This is a genomic window from Testudinibacter sp. 'clade 2', from assembly GCF_006227735.1.
Lineage (GTDB): Bacteria > Pseudomonadota > Gammaproteobacteria > Enterobacterales > Pasteurellaceae > Chelonobacter.
The window spans coordinates 1-955 of sequence record NZ_VDHB01000194.1 but is presented as its reverse complement, the minus strand read 5'-3'; the positions used below and the strand labels follow the sequence as shown (position 1 = coordinate 955).

Below are 955 nucleotides of genomic sequence, written 5' to 3'. Positions count from 1 at the left end.
TTGCTGCAAGTGCGGTCACAACATTATGCAGAAGATAACGAAGAGCAAGAACCGGGCTTGCGTTGTATTGCCGCACCAATCTATGACCGTTTTGGACGGATCATCGCGGGGCTATCGATTTCGTTGCCGACGATTCGTTTTGAAGAGGATAAACTACAGCACTTGGTCGGTCTGCTGCAACAGGCTGGGAAAAACATTTCCGAACAGTTAGGTTTCCATGACTACCCATCCACGACCACCGATAAGTGAGTTTTCCCTAGTCAGCTTAGGGCTTTACACAAAGGCGATTTATACTGTCGTTTGTCAACCGCACTTTTAAATCGATTGATTATAAAAGTGCGGTTGCGCCAGTTAACAATAGCGCTTTACAGCGTTTTCATTTCATCCGCAATGATTTCGGCTTCCGGGCCAAGAATCACTTGCAGTGCATTGTCACCCAATTTGACATTACCTTTTGAACCTAGTGCTTTCAGTTGAGTTTCATTGATTTTACTGCGATTACGCAACACCAAACGCAAGCGAGTGATACAGGCATCAATGCTGCTGATATTGTCTTTACCGCCCAGCGCCGCAACAAATTGCTGGGCTTTCTCACGACGACCAATGTTTTGCGTGACTGGTTCGGCAACCGGCGCTATAAATATTCTCTTTATACGTTGTAAGTAGTTAAGAATAGACATAATTTCCCTCTCTCAAGGATAATAAAAACGAAGTAAATGATAATATATTTCACTATGAAAAATATCTTTACATAAGGAGTGGTTATATTGGCTTAATCCTCTTTTTATTGCAAGTTTTTTCTGCTTGTTTATTGGCTTGAAAACAATCTTGCTTTTCATTAAAAAAAATGATTAAATTGATTCAGTTTTATAGACTGTTTAATTTAATCGCGATAATTAATAGATGATGTAAGGGAGAACAACATGAGACTAATTCCATTGAAAAATGCTGTACA

At 40.0% G+C, this 955-nt stretch carries 1 protein-coding gene and 1 pseudogene; one reads left to right on the top strand and one right to left on the bottom strand.

What is annotated here, in order from left to right; translation table 11 throughout:
- Positions 1-249: IclR family transcriptional regulator domain-containing protein (locus FHQ30_RS12395; RefSeq protein ID WP_500692269.1), on the top strand; the 249-nt coding region annotated here is incomplete at its 5' end.
- Between the two features lie 116 nt (positions 250-365).
- On the opposite strand, the pseudogene FHQ30_RS12390 reads toward FHQ30_RS12395, so the two are convergent.
- Positions 366-593 (bottom strand): annotated as a pseudogene (locus tag FHQ30_RS12390) (PTS sugar transporter subunit IIB); the annotation flags it as partial.
- Positions 594-955 lie beyond the last annotated feature (362 nt).